Raw genomic sequence first — 15,483 nt, 5'->3', positions numbered from 1 at the left:
AATTTTCCGTAATAAGGAATTGTTAAAAAAGAAGTCGTTTTGTTATCAAAAATAAAAAGTGTACCTTTGCACCAATTATTAGACGATCTTTTTAAATGAATTTATTTACGGAATCCAATCTTAGCGCTGAAGTTCTTCAGGCGATTGGCGACCTCGGCTTCGTAGAGCCGACAGAAATCCAAAAACAGACTATTCCTTTTATCTCTACAGATACTCGCGATCTTATCGCACTTGCGGCAACAGGAACAGGTAAAACAGCAGCGTTTTCGCTTCCGATTTTGGATATGATAGACGACAAGAGTCGTAAAATCCAATTATTGGTGCTTTGCCCTACTAGAGAACTTTGCCTCCAGATTACCAAAGACATCAAGAATTACACTAAATACCTTAGAGACATCAAGACTACTGCAGTCTATGGTGGTAGCAGTATTATGGATCAGATCAAATCTCTTAGAGACAAACCACAGATCATCGTGGGAACTCCGGGACGTGTGATCGACATGATCAACAGAAAAGCATTGGACTTTTCTGAAGCTCAATGGGTAGTGTTAGACGAAGCTGACGAAATGCTTTCTATGGGTTTCAAAGATGATTTGGAAACCATACTAAGAGAAACGCCGGATACAAAACAAACTTTCCTTTTCTCTGCTACAATGAGCAAAGAAGTGGAACGTATTTCTAAAAATTATTTGACAAATCCTCATAGAATTACTATCGGATCTGTCAATGAAGTGAAGAAAAACATCACGCACGAATTTTATGTAGTTGGTTACAGACAGAAGAAAGAAGCTCTTAAGAGACTGATTGACGCAAATCCAAACCAATATTCCATTATTTTCTGTAGAACAAGAATGGAAACTCAGGAGGTTGCAGACTTCTTGATGCAGAATGGTTACGCGGCAGATGCACTTCATGGTGATCTTTCTCAGGCTCAAAGAGATACAGTGATGAAAAAATTCAGACTGAAAAACATCGATATCTTGGTAGCGACAGATGTTGCAGCCAGAGGATTGGATGTTGATTCTTTGACGCACGTGATCCATTTCTCTTTACCAGATGATCCAGAAGTTTTCGTTCACAGAAGTGGAAGAACAGGACGTGCAGGTAAAAACGGAATCTCGATGACTTTGGCAAAACCAGAGGAAAGCAGAAAAATGAAGCAGATCAAGGCTGAAACCAAGATCGAAATCGTTGAGAAAAAAATCCCTACCGGAAAAGAAATTATCAAAGCTCAGGTTGGCGGTGTTTTCGAAAAATTATTGACAGAACATGTTGACGTTATTGATTTTGACGAAAGCTTAATTCCAGATCTTTCAGCTTTTACAAAAGAGCAGTTGGTTAGCCAATTATTGCAATTCCAATTGAAGGAAATGGCGCTTTACTATCAGAATAGCAATGATCTTGCAGATCAGAAATTCGGTAACAGCAGAGACGATAAGCCAGGAAGAAGAGACAGAGACGGAAGAGACAGAGATAGCAGAGGATCCAGAGATGGAGGTTCTTTCCGAGACAGAGGCGGCGATCGTGATCGCGGTGGATCCAGAGATGGAGGCAGAGACCGTAAGCCTAGACGCAACAACGAAGATATGGTAAGATTCTTCTTCAACCTTGGAAAAAGAGACCAATTGAAGAAAGTTGATATGCTGGAGATCATCAACAAAGCGACTTCCAAATCCAAAAAAAGAGCCGATATCGGTGAAATCGAAATCTTGGACAAATTCAGTTTCTTTGAAATTGAAAAGTCATACAAGAATGAAGTGATGGATGGATTAACTAGTATGAAGTTTCGGGGAAAAGAAATGAGAGCAGAAGTTGCCCAATAAGAACAAAACCCGAAAATAAAATAAAATATTTTACGTAAAAACCTGCTAATCAGCAGGTTTTTGTGTGTTTTAATCTTAATGAAAAATTAATATAAAAGTTTTTCGTTAAGGTTTTTTTGTTTCATATTTGCAGAAATTAAAGCAAAATAATGGGAATAGGTAATATTTTCAGAGCATTTCAGCCGAAAGATAAAATCTTTTTTGATCTGTTTCTTCGTGTAGCAGATAACTTAGTAGAGATGTCAAAAACATTTCACGATGGTCTTCTGGAGTTTGATATCAATGACGAAACGTTGTTGAATCAAATGAGTGATTACGAACACAAATTGGATGATCTTACACACGAGATCTTCGTACAATTGGGCGAAAACTTCATCACACCGTTTGACAGGGAAGATATCAACTATCTTGCGTCTGGTTTGGATGATATTGCAGATTACATCTACGCTTCTGCAAAATATATTTATCTTTACAAAAGTCCTGAGAACAAAGTTTACACGGAGTTTTCATTATTGATTCACAAATGTTGTATCGAGATCAAGAAAGCTTTGGAAAACCTGAAAGATTTCAAAAATCCGGACGAGGTAAGAGAATCTTGTATCAAAATCAATTCTTACGAGAATATTGCTGATGATGTCTTGAGCCAGGCAATCGTGAAGTTGTTCGAAACCAATGATGCACTTTTGATCATCAAACAAAAATCGATTCTGGACTATCTTGAGATCGTAACGGACAAAGCAGAAGATGTTGCCAACACAATGGAAAGCATAGTTATCAAATACGCATAAAAAGCAGTATCTAAAAATAAACGAATGGAATTTCCAATTCTACTAATTATCATTATCGCGCTTGCGTTAATATTTGATTATATCAATGGTTTTCACGATGCAGCAAACTCGATTGCAACCATTGTTTCTACAAAAGTACTGACGCCTTTTCAAGCTGTTCTTTGGGCAGCATTCTGGAACTTTGCTGCGTTTTTCATAGCCGCTTACGTTGTAGGCGAATTCAAAATTGGTAACACGATTGCCAAAACGGTGGATGAAAACTTCATCACGCTGGAGGTTATTTTTGCAGGACTTATCGCAGCGATTGCGTGGAATTTATTAACCTGGTGGTTCGGGATTCCGTCCTCATCATCGCATACTTTGATCGGTGGATTCATCGGAGCAGCACTGATGCACGCTTTGATTTCTGACTATCATTTAATCGCCATCACACATCCTGAATATTCTTTCTTCGAAAAAGCCTATCAGGCATTTGTGCAGCTTTTTACGCAGAATGTGGTGAAGTACAAAGTGGTGATTCCGATTTTCCTATTCATCTTTATGGCGCCGCTTATCGGTATGGCGATTTCAATTTTAATCACATTGATTATTGTTAATATCTGCAAAAGAGCCAATCCACACAAAGCGGAACGTGTTTTCAAAAAACTGCAGTTGGTTTCTTCAGCATTATTTAGTCTTGGACACGGGACCAATGATGCTCAGAAAGTAATGGGAATCATTGGAGCAGCGATGATCTATTTCCACGTGAATATGATGAAAGATCCGTTGTACTTAAATATTCCGGAAGCAGAAAGGTTCAACTTTTTTGCAGAGCATTACCTTTGGGTTCCGGTTGTGTCATTCTTAGCAATCGCTTTGGGTACGATGAGTGGTGGGTGGAAGATTATTAAGACGATGGGAACCAGAATTACGAAAGTAACGCCATTGGAAGGAGTAGCGGCAGAAACAGCAGGTGCTATCACGCTTTTCATCACAGAACAATTGAGAATCCCTGTTTCTACGACGCACACTGTTACAGGAGCAATCATCGGCGTTGGATTGACTAAGAGAGTTTCGGCTGTAAGATGGGGAATTACAGTTAGTTTACTTTGGGCCTGGATTCTTACGATTCCGATCAGCGCCATCGTTGCAGGAATTACTTATCTTCTTGTAGTCTTAATTTTTTAATATTAAAATTAAATTCATAACATACAGCTTCTCAGTTTTGGGAAGCTTTTTTTTGTTACATTATTTTCAATTTTTCGTAGACTTGCTCTCGGTAGCTTAAACCAATGGGAATAGATTTTTTATTAGTCAATAGAATAACGTGCTGCTCAAGATAATTGATTTTATTGACGTTGATAAAGAACGATTTATGCACTCTGCAAATGTAATTTAGATGCTTTAAGTTTTCTTCAATTCCAGCCAGTGTTCCGTGGACTATAATTTTACCGGTTTCAGTATATAAACAAATGTAGTTGCGCATTCCTTCAATATAAATCATTTCTGCAGGATCTATTTTTACCAGCCGTTTGTCACTTTTTACATAAAAACTTTCATTCAGATTTTCAATGGTTGTTGAGACAGAATCTTGTTTTGGTCTTAGATATTGAGTTGCTTTTTGCACGCTTTTAGAAAATCTGTCCAGCGAAATAGGCTTTAGTAAATAGTCTATTGCACTTTGATCAAAAGCATTGAGAGCGTATTGGTTATAAGCCGTGGTATAGATGATCGCAGGCGGATTGTTAAACATTTCAACGAAGTCTGTTCCATTGATTTCAGGCATTTTGATATCAAGGAAGATTAAATCGATGTTTTTATCTTTATTCAAAAATGAAATTAATTCGAAAACGTTGCTGCAAACACCTTCCAATTTTAAGATCTCAAACTTTGAAATATGATGAATCAAAACTTCCTGAGCCAGCTTCTCGTCATCAACTACTAAACATCTTATTTTTTTCATTTTTTAAAATTTAATTTCAAGAGTTACCTTAAATAAATCTATGTTTTCTTCAATTTCAAATCGATGTTTTGCAGGATAAATCAATTGCAGCCGTTTCCGGATATTTTCAATCCCAATTCCGCCGACATCTTTCTTTGAAGTTTTTTTAAAGCTGTTTTCACAATTAAATGTAAGGATTTTATCACTACAACTCAATGACGCTTTGATGTAAGAATTACCAATTGTAGAATCAGTTCCGTGTTTGAATGCGTTTTCAATCAAAGGTAACAAAAGCATTGGCGCAATTTTAACCGAATCTTTTACGTCTTCATAATGAAATGAGATGATTGCATTTTGTGGCATCCTCAGCCTTTCAATATCGATGTAGGTATTGAGAATGTGAATTTCATCAATAACTGAAATTTCCGTTTCCTTTGTTTCGTATAACGAATATCTGAGGATATCAGATAATTTCAGAATCACATCGGGCGTTTCTTCAGACTTTTTAAGTGCTAATGCATACAGACTATTCAAAACGTTGAAAAGGAAGTGCGGACTGATTTGTGATTTTAACAAACTAAGCTCTGCGATGGTCTGTTGTGTGCGGATTTGTTTCTCTCTTTTGATTCTTGATAAAAATTCCTGTACAGAATATCCGATAGCCATCAGAATTATTAAAATAATAATCGCCGGAAATGCATCAAAATAATACTGATATTCCTTTAATGATTCGGGAGCGGAAGAAGTAGCTGCCAGCGGTGTAAAATCCACCAATTCCTTGGTGTTGAACTGCTGATAAAGCCATTGCAAATAATTACCGAGAACAATAGTCTCAATAACGAGAAGACCTATTAATGAAATTAAATAATTTATAATTTTCTTATGATCTCGAAGTTTCGGAAGAAACCAAAAATTATTGATCCAAGCGGGAACAAATAGCAGAAGGTTGTAAATGAAAATATAGACTAAAGGAAGATTTTTCTGATTATTACCAACTGCTGCAAAGAGTATAAAGCCTGTAAATGCAATATTTAGCAATAATCGAATGATTTGATTTCCTCTTAATGATTTCATTTAATTGAATAAAACGTAAAGTTAAATATTTTCAATACTTTGATCTTGTTTTTTACACGAACACGTATTTTCCATTGACAAACAAAATTTGGAATGTTTGTCTAAGCTTTGATGACGTTGGTCAAAAAAAACAAAAATCACAGACTGGATGTGGCTTAATTTGTATTAATATAAAATTATGCTATGAAAAAACTCTGCTTCTTAATCTTCTTGAATCTGTTTGTTTTCGCTTTCCCGCAAAACTCCGATTACAAAAAATCCGTTGACAGTCTGATGGATTATCTGACGAAAGAAAATTCCTTTCTCGGGAACATCGAACTGAAAAAAGGGAATGACATCATTTATTCTTATAATTCTAATCCTCTCGAACCCAATAATGGAGAATATAGAATTGGTTCCATCACAAAAGTTTTTACGGCTATCGTTATTTTTCAGTTGATAGAAGAAGACAAGTTGACACTTGATACGAAACTGAGCAAATTCTATCCTGAAATTAAAAATTCGAAAGATATCAGCATAGAAAATCTACTATCTCACACCAGCGGGATTTACAATTTTACAGCCTGGAAAAATTATTATTCAACACGGAATCAAACATTTTCCAAAAGACAGATTTTAGATATTATCAACGATGGAAAGTCGGATTTCAAACCAAACAAAGATTGCATTTACAGCAACTCAAATTATATTTTGCTTGGTTATTTTATCGAAGATTTAACCGGTAAAAGTTATGCTCAGAATGTGAAGGAAAGGATTGTGGATAAGATAAATTTACCACATACTTTCGTAGCAGAAAATCAGCAGGATATTAGCAATGTGAAATCTTATCTGTTTAATGGAAAAGATTGGTCGGAAGATGTGAGTTCCAATCCAAGTCTCCCTTTTTCTGCAGGTGCAATTATTTCTACTACAAGTGATTTGAATAAATTATTCGAACATTTGTTTCACGGCAATCTACTCTCAGCGAAATCCCTTTCTACGATGCAGACTCTGAAAAATCAATCCATAGGTCACGGTTTGTTCAAAGCACCATTTTATGAAAAAACAGGTTGGGGACATACAGGCAGAATCGATGAATTCAAAAGTGCCGTGTTCTACTTTCCGGCAGAAGATCTGTACTTATCAATCCTGACTAATGGTTCAAGAGGAAATCTTAATGATGTTGTAGTTGGCATCCTTTCCAAATATTATGATAAAAAATATACCTATCCAGTTTTTTATCATTCAGAAATCGAAGAACCCAAAGTCTCTATTTTTACAGGAAAATACTCGGCTAGATTGGCCGGATTAATTACGGTCGGTGAGTTTGAAATCACGGAAGCAGAAAATAATCATTTATTTATGAGTGAGCTTCAAGATGGAAAGATTGGAGAGCGTGGTTTGCTCGAAAGACTGGATGCAAATACTTTCTATCTGCGAAGTGCAAAAGGTAAATTGATTTTCACCATAGAAAATAACCAAGTTAAAAATCTTGTTTTGGAACAGGGAAAAATGAAGATAAAATGTAAGAAGTTACAGTAAATTCTTTAATGATTGTTAATTCATTTCTTTCTAATTATGATTAATACGATTTCTTAGTTAAAGTTTGATATTTTTTATCGTCAGGCTTCTCAATTTGGGAAGCTTTTTTATGATTAAATCTAATAAACTAGAATCAAAATCTTGGTAGAACAATTGTAAAAAACGTATTTTTGCCTCAAACAAGTTTTTAAATGGAATTCCTAGATCAGTATCAGAAAATTGTAGCAGACGCTATCGAAAAACATACGTTTACCAACAAACCAGACGAGTTGTACCACCCGATGAATTACATCATTTCTCACGGTGGGAAGAGGCTACGTCCGATCATGTTGCTTATGGCCTGTGATCTTTTCCAAGGCGATTTGGAAAAAGCTCTGAAACCGTCTTTGGCCATCGAGTTTTTCCACAATTTTACCTTGATCCACGATGATATTATGGATGAAGCGCCATTGAGGAGAAATAAACCAACAATTCACACATTGCACGGTATCAATGTTGGGATTCTTTCCGGAGATGCACTTTTGATCAAAGCTTATCAGTTTTTCGAAGATCTGGAACCGGAATTATTCAAAAAATGTATCAAAATATTTTCTGAAACTGGCGCTGTTCTCTGCGAAGGTCAGCAGTTTGACATCAATTTTGAGAATATGTCGAATGTTTCCTATGACGATTACATCCAAATGATCACTTTCAAAACAGGTGTTCTGAGTGCCTCATCTTTCCAGATTGGTTCGTTGATCGCTGGAGCGTCAGAAGAAGATGCAGAAGCGATGTACAACTTCGGGAAACACATCGGGATCGCTTTCCAAATTATGGATGATTATCTGGATGTTTTCGGAAATCAGGAACAATTTGGGAAGAAGCACGCTGGTGATATTTATGAGAATAAGAAAACCATTCTTTACCTTTTGGCTCTGGAGCACGCCAATCCAGAGGAATTATCTGAACTGAATTATTGGTATTCCAAAAAAACTGACAATGTCGACAAAGTTTACAGCGTCGAGAAGATCTTCCGAAGAACAAAGGTGGATGACAAAGTTCTAAGACTAATCCAAAAACACAACGAAATTGGTCAATCTTATCTTGATCAAATCAATCTTCCAAACGAAAAGAAATTGCCTTTCCGAGAACTGGCAAATTATCTTTTGAGAAGAGAATCTTAATATAACAATGTATCCATTTACCAATTTAACAATGATTTTAGAGATTGGTAGATTCCTACATTGATAAATTGTTACATTTAAAATAATGAAATTCAGAACAGAAGTAGATATTAATGCAAGTGAGAGAAAAATAGGGACAGATGATTGCATCTTTTCCATAGGATCGTGTTTTGCGACGGAGATGCACGAGAAATTTTCTGAAGGTCAGATTCAGTCTTTGAATAATCCATTTGGGACAATTTTCAATCCGTATTCTATCAATAATGCGATTCAGCAGATCTATGATGCGAAGGAATATCAGGAAAGTGATTTGATATTGGCTAATGAAAGTTACATCAGTCTCGATCATCATTCATCTTTCGATTCGCGGTTTGCGAAACAATCGTTGGAGCAGATCAACAAAAATATTGAAGAAGCGAATCAGTTTTTGCAGAATACCAGTTTTGTAATTATCACATTTGGAACATCTTACATTTATGAATTTCTTCCAAAGAAAAAGTTGGTTGCCAACTGTCACAAAATTCCACAGAAATTTTTCGAGAAACGATTTTTATCCAATCAGGAATTAACAGAATCCATCAATCAAACTATTGATACTCTGAAAGATATTTGTAAAAATGATGTGCAGATCCTGTTCACCGTTTCGCCAGTTCGTCACACAAAAGATGGTATTGTAGAAAATCAATTAAGCAAATCAAAATTGATAACGGCCATCCACGAATCGATTTCTGGAAAAGAAAATTGCCATTATCTTCCGGTTTACGAATTGATGATGGATGATCTCCGTGATTACAGATTTTACAAGGAAGATATGATCCACCCGAATTCTCAGGCTGTTCAATACATTTGGGAAAAATTTGGAAATGCTTATTTCGCAGATGAAACCAAGGTTTTCATTAATGAAAACAATAAAATTCTAGCGGCTCTCAATCATAAAACAGCGGATGAGAAGAATCCAAAATATCAGGAATTCTTGGAGAAGATCAATCAAAAGATCCTTGATCAGCAGAAGAAAGTAAAACACAAAATATTTGGTTAAAAAACTTACATAATAAATAATAAAATAATAATAATTGATGAAATCTAAAATTGGCTTTAATATAAGTTTCGCATTACTTGCATTTCCAATTGGGTTAGCATTAGTACGGGAATTTGATTTCCAAACTCTTAATTTTAAAAAACCAGCTTTAGGTTTTCTTTATCTTATAACATTTATAGTTTGCTTATTCCTTATGTTAAAAAGAAAAACACAACAGCCTGAAAAATAAAAATTGATATTTGCTGACTGCGAATCGCAACCAATTATGATAGACACACACACCCACTTATACTCCGACCAGTTCGATGAAGACCGCACAGAGATGATCCAGCGGGCTTTGGACAAAGGCGTGGAGAAATTCTTCCTTCCGGCAATTGACTCTGAAACGCATCAGAAAATGCTCCTTCTCGAAACCGAATATCCGGGCAAAATTTTTTCGATGATGGGATTGCATCCTTGCTCCGTGCAGCCAGATTCTTGGGAAAACGAGTTGCAATTGGTTCATAATTATTTGAATCAAAGAGATTTTGTTGCGATTGGAGAAATCGGAATTGATCTGTATTGGGACAAATCGACTTTGGATATTCAGGTCAAAGCTTTCGGGCAGCAGATCGATTGGGCGATTGAAAAAGATATTCCCATCGTGATCCATTCCAGAGAAAGTTTTGATGAGACCTTTGAAGTTTTGGAGCGAAAGAAACATCCGAAATTACGCGGGATCTTTCATTGTTTTTCAGGAAATCTGGAACAGGCGAAACAGGCGATCGACCTTCAATTTGTTTTAGGAATCGGAGGCGTGGTGACATTTAAAAATGGAAAGATCGATCAATTCTTAAATCAAATTCCACTAGACAAAATCGTTCTGGAAACAGATTCACCTTATTTGGCACCAGTTCCTTTCCGAGGAAAACGCAACGAAAGTTCTTACGTAGAGTTGGTCGCCGGAAAGTTGGTTGATATTTACGGAAAAGACTTTGCCGAGATTGATAGAATCACGACTGAAAATGCCAATAAAATTTTTAGTACTTTAGACTAATAATAAATCTAATAGTCTAAATATGAAAAACAAACCTCAAATTTTACTGATCATAGGTATTATTGCTTTGGTCATTGGCGGATATCTTTACTTTCAAGTTGATGGTGATGCGGTCAATCAAAAAAATATTGAAATTGCGACAACCGCAACCAGCGCAGAAGAAGCTGCACGACAAATCTCTGCCAACAATAGGAGTGAGGTCGGTGGTAATTCGATGGCGCTTTTTTTACTAGGTTTGGGTGGCGCAATTACGGTAATCTCGATCATCAATTTAGTGAAAAAGAAACCAGCCTAATTTATTCCACTTAAAACAAAAAAAAACCGGAAATTGCTTCCGGTTTTCTTTTTATTTTTTTCTGTAGAAATTACTTTTATTCTTAGGCTTTTCGGAGCGTTGACCGTTTGGTCTTGGTCTCGGTGTGAAAGGCTTGTTGTTGCTGTCTCTCTTTTGTTCCACAAGATTGTCTGTGTGGAAAGGATGATCCGTTACAACAGGGATTTTCTTACCAATCAATTTCTCGGTATTTCTAAGATTCGCAAGATCCAAAGCATCTACGAATGAGAAAGAAGTTCCTTCTGATCCGGCTCTTCCCGTTCTTCCGATTCTGTGAACGTAAGTTTCGGAAACGTCGGACAATTCGTAGTTAACAACGTATTTCAATTCATCAATATCAATTCCTCTTGCCGCAATGTCTGTCGCTACCAAGATTCTTGTCCTTTTCGATTTGAAGTTGGAAAGTGCGTTCTGTCTTGCATTCTGAGACTTATTTCCGTGAATTGCTTCTGCAGAAATATTGGACTGATGCAATTTCTTTACAATCTTATCTGCGCCGTGTTTTGTTCTCGAGAAAACCAAAACCTGATCGAATTTCGGATCTTCCAAAAGGTGGATCAAAAGATCGGTCTTGTTGTTATTATCAACAAAATAAATACTTTGCTGGATCGTGTCTGCCGTAGAAGAAACCGGAGCTACTTCAACTTTTACAGGATTGATCAAGATCTCAGAAGCCAACTTTGCGATTTCTTTCGGCATCGTTGCAGAGAAGAAAAGGTTTTGTCGTTTTGCCGGGATCAATTTCAGAATTTTTTTCACATCGTGAACAAATCCCATATCCAACATTCTATCCGCTTCATCCAGAACAAAAATTTCTAAATGATGAAGTTTTACAATGCCTTGGGAAATAAAATCCAACAATCTTCCTGGCGTCGCGATCAAAATATCAACACCTCTTTTAAGTTGCTGTTCTTGTGCGTGCTGTTTCACACCGCCGAAAACCACAAGGGATTTCAGTTTCAAATGTTTTCCGTAGTCTTGGAAGTTTTCTTCGATCTGGATTGCCAATTCACGCGTCGGCGTCAGGATCAATGCTTTGATCTGATTTCTGTGTGGCTCTTTGGCAGAAGAAAGATTTTGTAAAATAGGGATGGCAAATGCCGCTGTTTTTCCTGTTCCTGTCTGTGCGCTTCCCAATAGATCTCTGCCTTGCAGGATAGATGGGATCGCTTTTTCTTGTATTGGTGTAGGTTGTTCGTAACCTTGTGCTTTTAAGGCGTCTAATATTGGCTTGATCAAGCCTAATTCGTCAAAATTCAAATGGAATATTTTTTTAATTTAATAAAGTAAAAATTCCTCCGTATATTAGGAGGAATTAATATGTTGCAAAGGTAACTTATTTAAAATAAAGTCGAGATTAAGTCTTATTTAACTTTCTCCCACTTCTGATTTTTTTTAATTCCATCAATTAATGTGGCTAAATCCGTTAGTTTTTGCGGTTTTTCACCAGCCGACATTGCGATGTCCTTTTTGGTTCCGTCGGAAAAAGTTACTCTCAGATTCACTTTCGAAGCGTCCATAATTCTTTTATCGATGTAACTTTCATCTAAAGTTTCGATATTGGCCGCATCTGTCGCTTCTACCAATTTTTTATAGTCTTCAGGACTTAAGGTGGCTTTGAAAGTTCCCTCTCTTGGTTTATTAAGATCATCTTTGGATCCGCCTTCGCTAAAGTTGAAATGTTCTGCTTCAAGAATTGCATTTCGGTTAGAATCGATGGTGATCTTGTAGGTTGGGCAGAATCCGAAACAAGGACCAACCTCATATTCTATGGCAGAATATTTTGACACTTGAGACGTGGTGCAGGACATTACGCCTAGCATTAACAGAAAACTAAATAGATATTTCATAATAATTTTTTTAACTGAGGTCTCAATAATTGTACCTAAAAACTATTTAAAATGGTATCCAAGTCCAATTTGAAGAAAACTTATTCTATTGTCAAAACCCGAATTGTTGGAATTAAACAATCCAAAATTATACCTCGCATCTACAGAAAAATTTTGATTAAGAAAATATTCTGCACCAAGAAACGGAGACACATTCAGTGTTTTTGCATTCTCAATTTTTCCACCAGTGGGGCTGGTATTTACAAAATCTGAGTCAACGGTAGGATTAAGATTGAAAGCAAAATTAAAACCGCCAAGGATATTGAAATTATTAACAAAATAATACTTCGCTGAAATAGGAATTTGCAGTTGAGGATATTTGAATTTATAAGTTGCAATTCCGGCTGTTATAACTTGATTTCCAACAAAGGCGGTGATTTCTTCCTTCATTTTTCCGCCGAGTTGTGTATAAAGTAATTCTGCTTGAACAGCAAATTTTTCATTGATTTTATGCTCTGCAAATCCACCAACATAAAAGTATGATTTGGAATCAAATTTCATATCATCATAACCATCTAGCTTCCAATTCATACTGGATAAATTGTAACCAGCCTTTACCCCAAAATGTGTTTGTGAAAATGAAAGTGTGAATAATGACAAACATACAAATGTGTAGAATTTTCTCATCGTTTTAGTTTTTTTACTTTAAATATTATCCGTGCAATTTCTTCCAGATCGCATCTTTAAGTTCCTGAAGTCCTTCACCTGTCACGCCGGAGAAGAATAATGGTTGTCTGTTTTCCGGGAATTCTGCAGCGATCTCTCTCTTCAATTCATCATCCAAAAGATCAGCTTTCGAAACGGACAAAAGGAAATCTTTGTCCAAAAGTTCAGGATTGTATTCCTTAAGTTCGTTTTCAAGGATTTTAAATTCCTGAAAATGATCTTCAGAATCAGCCGGAATTAAAAATAATAAAATTGAGTTTCTTTCGATGTGTCTTAGGAATCTGTGGCCAAGACCTTTTCCTTCCGCTGCGCCTTCGATGATTCCGGGAATATCTGCCATTACAAAAGATTTGTAATTTCTCCATTCCACGATTCCAAGATTGGGTTTCAAAGTCGTAAAAGCATAATCCGCGATCTTTGGTCTGGCCGCAGAAACTGATGAAAGAAGTGTGGATTTTCCTGCATTTGGGAATCCGACTAAGCCAACGTCTGCGAGAAGTTTCAATTCAAAAGTTACGAAACCTTCCTGTCCGTCCATTCCGGGTTGTGCAAATCTTGGGGTTTGGTTGGTCGAGGATTTGAAATGCTCATTTCCTTTTCCGCCCTTTCCACCTTCCATCAATATGATTTCTTGCCCGTCTTCCAGGATTTCCCCAACGATTTCGCCTTCTTCATTTCTGGCAATCGTTCCCATTGGCACATCGATGTAAACGTCCTCACCGTAAGCACCAGTCAATTGATTTTTTTGACCGTTATGACCACGTTTTGCTTTGATGTGTCGCGTGTATCTCAATGGTAAAAGTGTCCATTCGTGAGCATTTCCTCTCATAATCACGTGACCACCACGACCGCCGTCGCCACCATCGGGACCACCTTTAGGAATATATTTTTCTCTACGAAGGTGAGCCGATCCAGCACCGCCGTGACCGCTTTTACAGTGGATTTTTACGTAATCTACGAAATTTGACATAATATTTTTATTAATGGAAGATGGAAGTCCGAAGATGGAATAAACTTCCCGCTTCAGACTTCCATCTTCCGGCTTTATTTAATTTTTTCTACTTCAGCAAAAAGTTTTTCAGAAATTTCGGAGATGTCGCCAACGCCGATTACTTCTGCATATTTGCCTTGTTTTTTGTATAATTCTGCAACTTCTGCAGTTTTTGTATAATATTCTGTGATTCTGTTTCGGATGATCTCCTCATTAGAATCATCTGTTCTCCCGCTGGTTTCTCCTCTTTTCAGAAGTCTTTCTACAAGCACTTCGTCATCTACTATTAATGAAAGACAAATACTGATTTCAGAATTTAATTCTTCTTTCACGATGGTTTCCAAAGCTTCCGTTTGAGTCGCTGTTCTGGGAAATCCATCAAAAATAAATCCATTGGTTTCTGTCGGTTTTCTCAATTCATCAATTAACATATCAATTGTGACTTGATCGGGAACCAATTGTCCTTTATCGATGTATGATTTTGCTAATTTTCCGAGCTCTGTATCATTTTTCATATTAAAACGAAAAAGATCACCTGTAGAGATTTGTTTCAGATTAAACTTCTCAATCAAATGCTGAGCCTGGGTTCCTTTTCCACTTCCTGGAGGGCCAAAGAGAACAATGTTGATCATATTACTTTAATTTATTTAGATTTATTTCTTTCTGTTTTAATGGTTGATTCTGCCTTCTTCCAATTGATACAAATCCGGCAGGTTTCTTCCTAATTCATCATAATCCAATCCGTAACCTAGTACAAATTTGTTTGGAATTTCTTTAGCCACATAATCTACAATGAAATCTTTCTTGAAAACATCAGGCTTCAAAAGAAGAGAAGCTACTTTCAAAGATTTTGGACGCTGCGTATTTTTAAAATATTCAAATAGATTTTCAAGCGTGTTTCCTGTATCCACAATATCTTCCATTAAGATAATATGACGGTCCACAACATCTTTTGTAAGCTCCATTTTCTTATAAACAATACCAGTAGATTGCGTTCCGGAATAAGAACTTACTTGCAAAAAGGCAATTTCGCATTTACCGGGATAATATTTTAAAAAATCTGAGAAAAACATAATCACACCATTCAGAACACCAATGAAAATTGGGGTTTCATCTTTGTAATCTTCGTAAACTTTTTCTGCTAGATCTTTAATAATTGCCTGAATTTCATCGTGTTTCAGGTAAGGAACGAAACTTTTGTCGTGAACTTGTATAGACTCCATATGTATTTCAAAGTG

At 36.5% G+C, this 15,483-nt stretch carries 16 protein-coding genes; 8 read left to right on the top strand and 8 right to left on the bottom strand.

Annotated features, from left to right (window positions below):
• The first annotated feature begins 95 nt into the window (after positions 1-95).
• From LUD75_RS09740 to LUD75_RS09730, 3 genes are all read left to right on the top strand, one after another.
• Complete coding sequence (locus LUD75_RS09740) at positions 96-1,823, top strand: DEAD/DEAH box helicase (protein WP_232705478.1); 1,728 nt, start codon at positions 96-98, stop codon at positions 1,821-1,823.
• A gap of 149 nt (positions 1,824-1,972) precedes the next feature.
• Positions 1,973-2,611 carry a DUF47 family protein gene (locus LUD75_RS09735; protein WP_232705477.1) on the top strand — a complete coding sequence of 213 codons (639 nt, stop codon included), beginning with the start codon at positions 1,973-1,975 and terminating at the stop codon, positions 2,609-2,611.
• A gap of 24 nt (positions 2,612-2,635) precedes the next feature.
• Positions 2,636-3,778 carry an inorganic phosphate transporter gene (locus tag LUD75_RS09730; RefSeq protein WP_232705476.1) on the top strand — a complete coding sequence of 381 codons (1,143 nt, stop codon included), beginning with the start codon at positions 2,636-2,638 and terminating at the stop codon, positions 3,776-3,778.
• Between the two features lie 55 nt (positions 3,779-3,833).
• Here LUD75_RS09730 and LUD75_RS09725 read toward each other — a convergent pair whose 3' ends face one another.
• Positions 3,834-4,553, bottom strand: a complete 720-nt coding sequence (locus tag LUD75_RS09725; RefSeq protein ID WP_232705475.1) for a response regulator transcription factor — start codon at positions 4,551-4,553, stop codon at positions 3,834-3,836.
• 3 nt (positions 4,554-4,556) lie between these two features.
• Positions 4,557-5,606, bottom strand: a complete 1,050-nt coding sequence (locus LUD75_RS09720; protein WP_232705474.1) for a histidine kinase — start codon at positions 5,604-5,606, stop codon at positions 4,557-4,559.
• A 183-nt stretch (positions 5,607-5,789) separates the two neighbouring features.
• Between LUD75_RS09720 and LUD75_RS09715 the strand changes: the two genes are divergently transcribed.
• The 5 genes from LUD75_RS09715 to LUD75_RS09695 all read left to right on the top strand — a co-directional run bounded on the left by LUD75_RS09715 (position 5,790) and on the right by LUD75_RS09695 (position 10,660).
• Positions 5,790-7,127 carry a serine hydrolase domain-containing protein gene (locus LUD75_RS09715; RefSeq protein ID WP_232705473.1) on the top strand — a complete coding sequence of 446 codons (1,338 nt, stop codon included), beginning with the start codon at positions 5,790-5,792 and terminating at the stop codon, positions 7,125-7,127.
• 191 nt (positions 7,128-7,318) lie between these two features.
• Positions 7,319-8,290, top strand: coding sequence for a polyprenyl synthetase family protein (locus tag LUD75_RS09710; protein WP_232705472.1), 972 nt, complete (start codon positions 7,319-7,321; stop codon positions 8,288-8,290).
• Between the two features lie 85 nt (positions 8,291-8,375).
• Positions 8,376-9,329 carry a GSCFA domain-containing protein gene (locus LUD75_RS09705; RefSeq protein WP_232705471.1) on the top strand — a complete coding sequence of 318 codons (954 nt, stop codon included), beginning with the start codon at positions 8,376-8,378 and terminating at the stop codon, positions 9,327-9,329.
• Positions 9,330-9,594: 265 nt separating this feature from the next.
• The gene (locus LUD75_RS09700; protein ID WP_232705470.1) at positions 9,595-10,365 is read left to right on the top strand and encodes a TatD family hydrolase; all 771 of its coding nucleotides are present in this window, start codon (positions 9,595-9,597) and stop codon (positions 10,363-10,365) included.
• A 22-nt stretch (positions 10,366-10,387) separates the two neighbouring features.
• On the top strand, positions 10,388-10,660 hold the full coding sequence (locus LUD75_RS09695) for a hypothetical protein (RefSeq protein ID WP_232705469.1): 273 nt from the start codon (positions 10,388-10,390) through the stop codon (positions 10,658-10,660).
• A gap of 51 nt (positions 10,661-10,711) precedes the next feature.
• On the opposite strand, the gene LUD75_RS09690 is transcribed toward LUD75_RS09695, so the two are convergent.
• From LUD75_RS09690 to hpt, 6 genes are all read right to left on the bottom strand, one after another.
• Complete coding sequence (locus tag LUD75_RS09690) at positions 10,712-11,959, bottom strand: DEAD/DEAH box helicase (protein WP_232705468.1); 1,248 nt, start codon at positions 11,957-11,959, stop codon at positions 10,712-10,714.
• Between the two features lie 104 nt (positions 11,960-12,063).
• Positions 12,064-12,549: a DUF6438 domain-containing protein gene (locus LUD75_RS09685; protein ID WP_232705467.1), complete on the bottom strand. Its 486-nt coding sequence runs from the start codon at positions 12,547-12,549 to the stop codon at positions 12,064-12,066.
• 42 nt (positions 12,550-12,591) lie between these two features.
• Complete coding sequence (locus LUD75_RS09680) at positions 12,592-13,215, bottom strand: porin family protein (RefSeq protein WP_232705466.1); 624 nt, start codon at positions 13,213-13,215, stop codon at positions 12,592-12,594.
• A gap of 25 nt (positions 13,216-13,240) precedes the next feature.
• Positions 13,241-14,224 carry a GTPase ObgE gene (gene obgE, locus LUD75_RS09675; protein ID WP_232705465.1) on the bottom strand — a complete coding sequence of 328 codons (984 nt, stop codon included), beginning with the start codon at positions 14,222-14,224 and terminating at the stop codon, positions 13,241-13,243.
• Positions 14,225-14,298: 74 nt separating this feature from the next.
• On the bottom strand, positions 14,299-14,877 hold the full coding sequence (locus tag LUD75_RS09670; RefSeq protein ID WP_232705464.1) for an adenylate kinase: 579 nt from the start codon (positions 14,875-14,877) through the stop codon (positions 14,299-14,301).
• A 36-nt stretch (positions 14,878-14,913) separates the two neighbouring features.
• Positions 14,914-15,468, bottom strand: coding sequence for a hypoxanthine phosphoribosyltransferase (gene hpt, locus LUD75_RS09665; protein WP_232705463.1), 555 nt, complete (start codon positions 15,466-15,468; stop codon positions 14,914-14,916).
• Positions 15,469-15,483 lie beyond the last annotated feature (15 nt).

It is taken from the genome of Epilithonimonas sp. JDS (assembly GCF_021261315.1).
Lineage (GTDB): Bacteria > Bacteroidota > Bacteroidia > Flavobacteriales > Weeksellaceae > Epilithonimonas.
This window is presented reverse-complemented; position numbering and strand designations above follow the sequence as displayed.

What these genes read in the sequence shown, in the direction of transcription:
- LUD75_RS09740 (WP_232705478.1), top strand. Translation starts at nt 96, where the DNA reads ATGAATTTATTTACGGAATCCAATCTTAGCGCTGAAGTTCTTCAGGCG.
- LUD75_RS09735 (WP_232705477.1), top strand. Translation starts at nt 1,973, where the DNA reads ATGGGAATAGGTAATATTTTCAGAGCATTTCAGCCGAAAGATAAAATC.
- LUD75_RS09730 (WP_232705476.1), top strand. Translation starts at nt 2,636, where the DNA reads ATGGAATTTCCAATTCTACTAATTATCATTATCGCGCTTGCGTTAATA.
- LUD75_RS09725 (WP_232705475.1), bottom strand. Translation starts at nt 4,553, where the DNA reads ATGAAAAAAATAAGATGTTTAGTAGTTGATGACGAGAAGCTGGCTCAG.
- LUD75_RS09720 (WP_232705474.1), bottom strand. Translation starts at nt 5,606, where the DNA reads ATGAAATCATTAAGAGGAAATCAAATCATTCGATTATTGCTAAATATT.
- LUD75_RS09715 (WP_232705473.1), top strand. Translation starts at nt 5,790, where the DNA reads ATGAAAAAACTCTGCTTCTTAATCTTCTTGAATCTGTTTGTTTTCGCT.
- LUD75_RS09710 (WP_232705472.1), top strand. Translation starts at nt 7,319, where the DNA reads ATGGAATTCCTAGATCAGTATCAGAAAATTGTAGCAGACGCTATCGAA.
- LUD75_RS09705 (WP_232705471.1), top strand. Translation starts at nt 8,376, where the DNA reads ATGAAATTCAGAACAGAAGTAGATATTAATGCAAGTGAGAGAAAAATA.
- LUD75_RS09700 (WP_232705470.1), top strand. Translation starts at nt 9,595, where the DNA reads ATGATAGACACACACACCCACTTATACTCCGACCAGTTCGATGAAGAC.
- LUD75_RS09695 (WP_232705469.1), top strand. Translation starts at nt 10,388, where the DNA reads ATGAAAAACAAACCTCAAATTTTACTGATCATAGGTATTATTGCTTTG.
- LUD75_RS09685 (WP_232705467.1), bottom strand. Translation starts at nt 12,549, where the DNA reads ATGAAATATCTATTTAGTTTTCTGTTAATGCTAGGCGTAATGTCCTGC.
- LUD75_RS09680 (WP_232705466.1), bottom strand. Translation starts at nt 13,215, where the DNA reads ATGAGAAAATTCTACACATTTGTATGTTTGTCATTATTCACACTTTCA.
- obgE (WP_232705465.1), bottom strand. Translation starts at nt 14,224, where the DNA reads ATGTCAAATTTCGTAGATTACGTAAAAATCCACTGTAAAAGCGGTCAC.
- LUD75_RS09670 (WP_232705464.1), bottom strand. Translation starts at nt 14,877, where the DNA reads ATGATCAACATTGTTCTCTTTGGCCCTCCAGGAAGTGGAAAAGGAACC.
- hpt (WP_232705463.1), bottom strand. Translation starts at nt 15,468, where the DNA reads ATGGAGTCTATACAAGTTCACGACAAAAGTTTCGTTCCTTACCTGAAA.